A 6,244-nucleotide genomic window follows, 5' to 3' on the forward strand; every position below is an offset into this window, starting at 1 on the left:
GAAACTCCCAACAGAAGCAGCAGTTCGCCACGCAAGACGAACCCTGGATAGTTTGTGCGTTATTTGCCCGACTTGACCTTGGTCCAGCTGCGGGTCATCAAACGCTGAATATTGGCTGGCAACTCGGTCGACACGTAGGTCTTGTCGAGGACTGCTTGCGGTGGGTAAACCGCTTCATCGGTGCGAATGGATTGTTCCATCAGCTTGTCCGAACCCGGGTTGGGGTTGGCGTAACCGACGTAATCACTGACCTGGGCGATCACCTCAGGTTTCAGCAAATAGTTGATGAAGGCGTGGGCCTCTTTGACGTTGGGCGAATCCTTGGGGATTGCCAGCATGTCGAACCACAGCGCACCACCCTCTTTCGGGATCGAGTAGGCGATGTTGACGCCCTTCTTGGCTTCCTCGGCACGGTTCTTCGCCTGGAAGATGTCGCCGGAGAAACCGATCGCCACGCAGATGTCGCCGTTGGCCAGATCGCCGATGTACTTCGAGGAATGAAAATAGGTCACGTACGGACGCACCGCGAGCAGCTTGGCGGTGGCTTTTTCGTAATCCTTGGTGTTGGTGCTGTTGGCGTTCAGGCCCAGGTAATTGAGCATGGTCGGCATCATTTCATCAGCCGAATCGAGGAACGCGACGCCGCAGCTGTGCAGCTTCTTGATGTTTTCCGGCTCGAACAGCACGGCCCAGGAATCGATCTTGTCGATACCCAGCACAGCTTTGACTTTGTCGACGTTGTAGCCGATGCCGTTGGTGCCCCACAGATACGGCACGGCGTAGAGGTTGCCGGGATCGTTCTGCTCCAGGCGCTTGAGCAGCACCGGGTCGAGGTTGGAATAATTCGGCAGCTGCGCCTTGTCGAGCTTCTGGAACGCGCCCGCCTTGATCTGCTTGCCGAGGAAGTGGTTCGACGGCACGACCACATCGTAACCGGTACGCCCGGCGAGCAGCTTGCCTTCCAGGGTTTCGTTGGAGTCGAAGACGTCGTAGACCGGTTTGATCCCGGTGTCTTTCTCGAAGTCGGCCAGGGTCGATTCGCCGATGTAATCGGACCAGTTATAAATATGCACCGTACCGGCGGCCTGGGCTCCGACAGCGATGGTCAGGCCGGCAGCGACCAGCAGGGCTTTGCGCAAAGAAGAAAATACAGGCAAGTGGAGGTCCTCTAAATGGATTGGGCCCAAGTTGCCCGCGCTGCATGACAGCCATGGCTGCCCGACAACAAAACCGGCGCGCAACTTACCCTCGAAAAACCGATCCAGCAAAACTTTCTGTCAATTAATTATCCGCTGGCCGCCGTCGCGGCGACGACGGCCAGTGGTTGCTGCAGCAAACCGGCTTATTTGCCCGATTTGATTTTGGTCCAGCTGCGCGTGATCAGGCGCAGAGTCGCCGCGTCCAGGTCACTGATCGCGTAGAGCTGTTTCTTCACTTCAGCCGACGGGTAGATGCTCGGATCGCTGGTGATGTCCTTGTCTACCAATGGCGTGGCCGCCTTGTTGCCGTTCGGGAAACGCACGGCGTTGGTGATGCCGGCCATCACTTGCGGCTCGAGCAGGTAGTTCATGAACTTGTAGGCGGCTTCGACGTTTTCGGCGTCCTTGGGAATGGCGACCATGTCATAGAAAGTCCCGGCGCCTTCTTTCGGAATGGTGTAAGCCAGTTTGACCTTGTCACCCGCTTCCTGGGCGCGGGTCTTGGACTGCTCCAGGTCACCCGAGTAACCGACAGCGACGCAGATGTTGCCGTTGGCCAGGTCCGAGATGTACTTGGAGGAGTGGAAGTAGGCGACCGACGGACGAATCTTCAGGAACAGGTCTTCGGCGGCTTTCAGATCAGCCTTGTCCTTGCTGTCGGTCGGCTTGCCCAGATAGTGCAATGCGGCCGGAATCATTTCGGTCGGTGCATCGAGGAAGCTCACGCCACAGCTTTTGAGTTTCTCGATGTTTTCCGGCTTGAACACCACGTCCCACGAATCGATCTTGTCGATGCCCAGCGCAGCCTTGACCTTGGCCGGGTTGTAGCCGATGCCGATCGAGCCCCACATGTACGGGAAGGCGTGTTTGTTGCCCTGGTCGCTGGCGTCGCCAACGGCCTTGAGCAGGTCTTCGTCGAGGTTTTTCCAGTTCGGCAGCCTGGACTTGTCCAGCTCCTGGTAAACGCCGGCCTTGATCTGCTTGGCGAGGAAGTTGTTGGAAGGCACCACGATGTCGTAACCGGATTTGCCGGCCAGCAACTTGGCTTCCAGGGTTTCGTTACTGTCGAAGACGTCGTAAACGACTTTGATCCCGGTGGCTTTTTCGAAATTGGCCACAGTGTCCGGCGCAATGTAATCGGACCAGTTGTAAACGTGCAGCACTTTGTCGTCCGCGTGAACCGCACCCGCCATCATGCCCGCCACGGACAGCGCGAGAAGTGTCTTGCCAGCAAGCTTTTTACCTAATGCCTTCATGCGTCATGCTCCAAATTTTTCTTTTTTGAACCACATTGTTCAGCGGCCGACCCCGGACAACTGGAACCGCGGCTAGTCTGGCAAGATCCGAGGCGGTCTTTCAACAAAAGACCGGCCTTTCTGACAGCTTTGACCGAGCAAGCCGCAACCTGCTCGCTCAAAGCCTAGCACTTAGCCCTGCAGCGCACCGAGGGTCAGATCCAGACACTTGCGTGCCTTTGTAACCAACTCATCGATCTCGGCTTTGCTGATCACCAGCGGCGGCGCGATGATCATCGTGTCGCCCACCGCGCGCATGATCAGGCCGTTGTCGAAGCAGAACTGCCGGCAGATCATACCGACGCCCTTGCCTTCGTAACGCTTGCGCGTGGCCTTGTCCTGCACCAGCTCGATCGCCCCCAGCAGACCGACGCCGCGAACTTCACCCACCAACGGATGATCGTTCAGCTCGCGCAGACGTTTCTGCAAATACGGTGCCGTTTCGTTGTGGGCGTTCTCGATAATTTTTTCATCGCGCAGAATGCGGATGTTTTCCAGGCCCACCGCCGCTGCCACCGGATGCCCGGAATAGGTGAAGCCGTGGTTGAAATCGCCGCCTTCATTGAGCACGGCTACCACCGAATCACGCACGATCAGGCCACCCATCGGGATGTAACCGGAGGTCAGGCCTTTGGCGATGGTCATCATGTCCGGTTTGAGGTCGTAGAAATCGCTACCGAACCACTCACCGGTGCGGCCGAAACCGCAGATCACTTCATCGGCCACAAACAGAATGTCGTACTTGGCGAGGATTTCCTTGATGCGCGGCCAGTAGGTATCGGGCGGAATGATCACGCCACCGGCACCCTGGATCGGCTCGGCAATAAAGGCACCGACATTGTCGACACCGACTTCGAGAATCTTTTCTTCGAGCTGATTGGCCGCCCAGATGCCGAACTCTTCCGGCGTCATGTCGCCGCCCTCGGCGAACCAGTACGGCTGCGCGATATGAACGATGCCCGGGATCGGCAAGTCGCCCTGTTCGTGCATATAGGTCATGCCGCCGAGGCTGGCGCCAGCCACGGTGGAACCGTGATAACCGTTTTTGCGGCTGATGATGACTTTCTTGTTCGGCTGGCCCTTGATCGCCCAGTAGTGGCGAACCATGCGCAGCATGGTGTCGTTGCCTTCGGAGCCGGAGCCGGTGAAGAACACGTGGTTCATGCCTTCTGGCGCAACGTCGGCAATCGACTTGGCCAGTTCCAGCGCCGGCGGGTGGGCCGTCTGGAAGAACAGGTTGTAGTACGGCAGCTCGCGCATCTGTTTGGCGGCGGCATCGGCCAGTTCATCGCGACCGTAACCGATCGCCACACACCACAGGCCGGCCATGCCGTCGAGGATCTTGTTGCCTTCGCTGTCCCACAGGTAAACGCCCTTGGCGTTGGTGATGATCCGCGGGCCCTTCTCTTTCAGCTGTTTGAAGTCGCTGAACGGGGCCAGGTGGTGATCGCTGCTCAGCGCTTGCCACTCACGGGTTTGCGGGTTGTTGCTGGTCATGCCAATTCTCCTTGTTATCGGTGAAGGCGCGCCGCCTGCGCAGCGCGCCCGGCGTATCAGACGGCGAAGAGCAGGTACTCACGCTCCCAGGAACTGATCACGCGCTTGAAGTTTTCATGCTCGGCCCGCTTGACCGCGACGTAGCCGGTGATGAAGGTCTTGCCGAGGTATTTCTCCACGGTCTTGCTGTTCTCCATACGCTCCAGCGCGTCTTCGATGGTCAGCGGCAGACGCAGGTTGCGGCGCTCGTAACCACGGCCGACCACTGGCGCGCTCGGGTTGAGGCCTTCGACCATACCGATGTAGCCGCAGAGCAGGCTCGCGGCAATCGCCAGGTACGGGTTGGCGTCGGCGCCCGGCAAGCGGTTTTCCACGCGGCGGTTCTGCGGGCCGGCGTCCGGTACGCGCAGGCCGACGGTGCGGTTTTCTTCGCCCCACTCGACGTTCACTGGTGCCGAAGTGTCCGGCAGGAAGCGGCGGAACGAGTTGACGTTGGGAGCGAACAGCGGCAACAGCTCGGGGATCAGTTTCTGCAGGCCACCGATGTGGTGCAGGAACAACTGGCTCATGGTCCCGTCTTCGTTGGAGAAGACGTTCTTGCCGGTGTGGATGTCGATGATGCTCTGGTGCAGGTGCATGGCACTGCCCGGCTCGCCGGTCATCGGTTTGGCCATGAAGGTCGCGGCCACGTCGTGCTTGAGCGCCGCTTCGCGCATGGTGCGTTTGAACACCAGAATCTGGTCGGCCAGCGACAGTGCGTCACCGTGACGGAAGTTGATTTCCATCTGCGCCGTGCCGTCTTCGTGGATCAGCGTGTCGAGATCCAGCTCCTGCAGTTCGCACCAGTCGTAGACGTCTTCGAACAGCGGATCGAATTCGTTGGCCGCTTCGATGGAGAACGACTGACGACCGATTTCCGGGCGACCGGAGCGACCAATCGGCGGCTGCAACGGATAGTCAGGGTCGTCACTGCGCTTGGTCAGGTAGAACTCCATTTCCGGCGCGACGATCGGCTGCCAGCCCTTGTCGGCATACAGCTTGAGAACCTTCTTGAGGACGTTGCGCGGCGACAGCTCGATCGGGTTGCCTTGCTTGTCATAGGTGTCGTGGATTACCTGCGCGGTCGGCTCGATGGCCCACGGCACCAGGTACACGGCGTTCTGGTCGGGGCGGCAGATCATGTCGATGTCGGCCGGGTCGAGCAGTTCGTAATAGATGTCGTCTTCGACGTAGTCACCGGTCACGGTCTGCAACAAAACACTTTCCGGCAGACGCATGCCTTTTTCGGCGATGAACTTGTTGGTCGGCGAAATCTTGCCCCGGGTGATGCCGGTCAAGTCGCCGATCATGCATTCGACTTCTGTGATCTTGCGGTCTTTCAACCAATCGGTGAGCTGGTCGAGGTTGTTACTCATAAATGCCTCTGGGCTGAGTCTCCTGACGCGATGTCAGGCAATTTTGACGCTTGGGGCGTCGCGTTAAGGGGGCTTGCTCGCGCAGTGCCGGCTTACGCCTGGCACCGCGCATAGACAATGAAAGAGGAGCTTACCTGCCCTTTACGCTGGCGTTGCATTTCCCGTGCACTTTGCAAACGTGCAGAATCACAAGCACGACGCTGAGTGCGGCACGCGCTTTGAGTGGGAAAGAGTTCTATAGTGGAAGGAGACGCCATAAAGCGGATGCTGTGCCCGACGTCCAGAATATCGGACGGTGCCGTTGTGCCGGATGTTGACGAGAGTCTCGTCGACAGGCTGCGCGCCTTGCTGGCTGCGCTACGGACGGATTGATCGCCACTGATGTGATGAGCATGCAGACCGGACTGTTGCGAGCAGTCGGTGATGCCGATTAACGGCAGGCGAGACATGAAGCACCCCGGTATTATTGCTGTTATGGGTTTGACCGGAGCTTAGCCTTGTTCATTTTTTTACACAACACCCCCGTAAAAAATACAACACGGCCTGCTCAAGCCCGCAGCTGAGCAACGTTCAAGGTTTGAAAAAATGCCCCAAAGTGCCCCATAAATGCCCTTCAAGCGCTTTTTCGGGGCAAAAAAGGCCTCGCTTGACTTCGGCAGGCCGTTCGGGTTGACTGAAACCAGAAAAGATCAATGATTGATATTTTTAACAACAAAGGTGGTGGGGGGGGTGGGTGGGGGGGGGGGGCGGGGGGGGGGGGGGGGGGGGGGGGGGGGGTGGGGGGGGGGGGGGGGGGGGGGGGGGGGGGGGGGGGGGGGGGGGGGGGGGGGGGGTACGT

4 protein-coding genes are annotated in these 6,244 nt (G+C 59.0%); all 4 read right to left on the reverse strand.

Annotated elements, in window-relative coordinates; all coding sequences use genetic code 11:
* Nucleotides 1-59: 59 nt before the first annotated feature.
* Nucleotides 60-1,157, reverse strand: a complete 1,098-nt coding sequence (locus ACIGDJ_RS12220) for a polyamine ABC transporter substrate-binding protein (protein ID WP_101161453.1) — start codon at nt 1,155-1,157, stop codon at nt 60-62.
* Between the two features lie 185 nt (nt 1,158-1,342).
* Nucleotides 1,343-2,455, reverse strand: coding sequence for a polyamine ABC transporter substrate-binding protein (locus tag ACIGDJ_RS12225; RefSeq protein WP_101161455.1), 1,113 nt, complete (start codon nt 2,453-2,455; stop codon nt 1,343-1,345).
* Between the two features lie 171 nt (nt 2,456-2,626).
* On the reverse strand, nt 2,627-3,991 hold the full coding sequence (locus ACIGDJ_RS12230) for an aspartate aminotransferase family protein (RefSeq protein WP_312999747.1): 1,365 nt from the start codon (nt 3,989-3,991) through the stop codon (nt 2,627-2,629).
* Nucleotides 3,992-4,047: 56 nt separating this feature from the next.
* The gene (locus ACIGDJ_RS12235) at nt 4,048-5,406 is read right to left on the reverse strand and encodes a glutamine synthetase family protein (RefSeq protein WP_101161459.1); all 1,359 of its coding nucleotides are present in this window, start codon (nt 5,404-5,406) and stop codon (nt 4,048-4,050) included.
* Nucleotides 5,407-6,244 lie beyond the last annotated feature (838 nt).

Origin of the sequence: Pseudomonas sp. NPDC079367 (assembly GCF_044542195.1) — a bacterium.
Lineage (GTDB): Bacteria > Pseudomonadota > Gammaproteobacteria > Pseudomonadales > Pseudomonadaceae > Aquipseudomonas.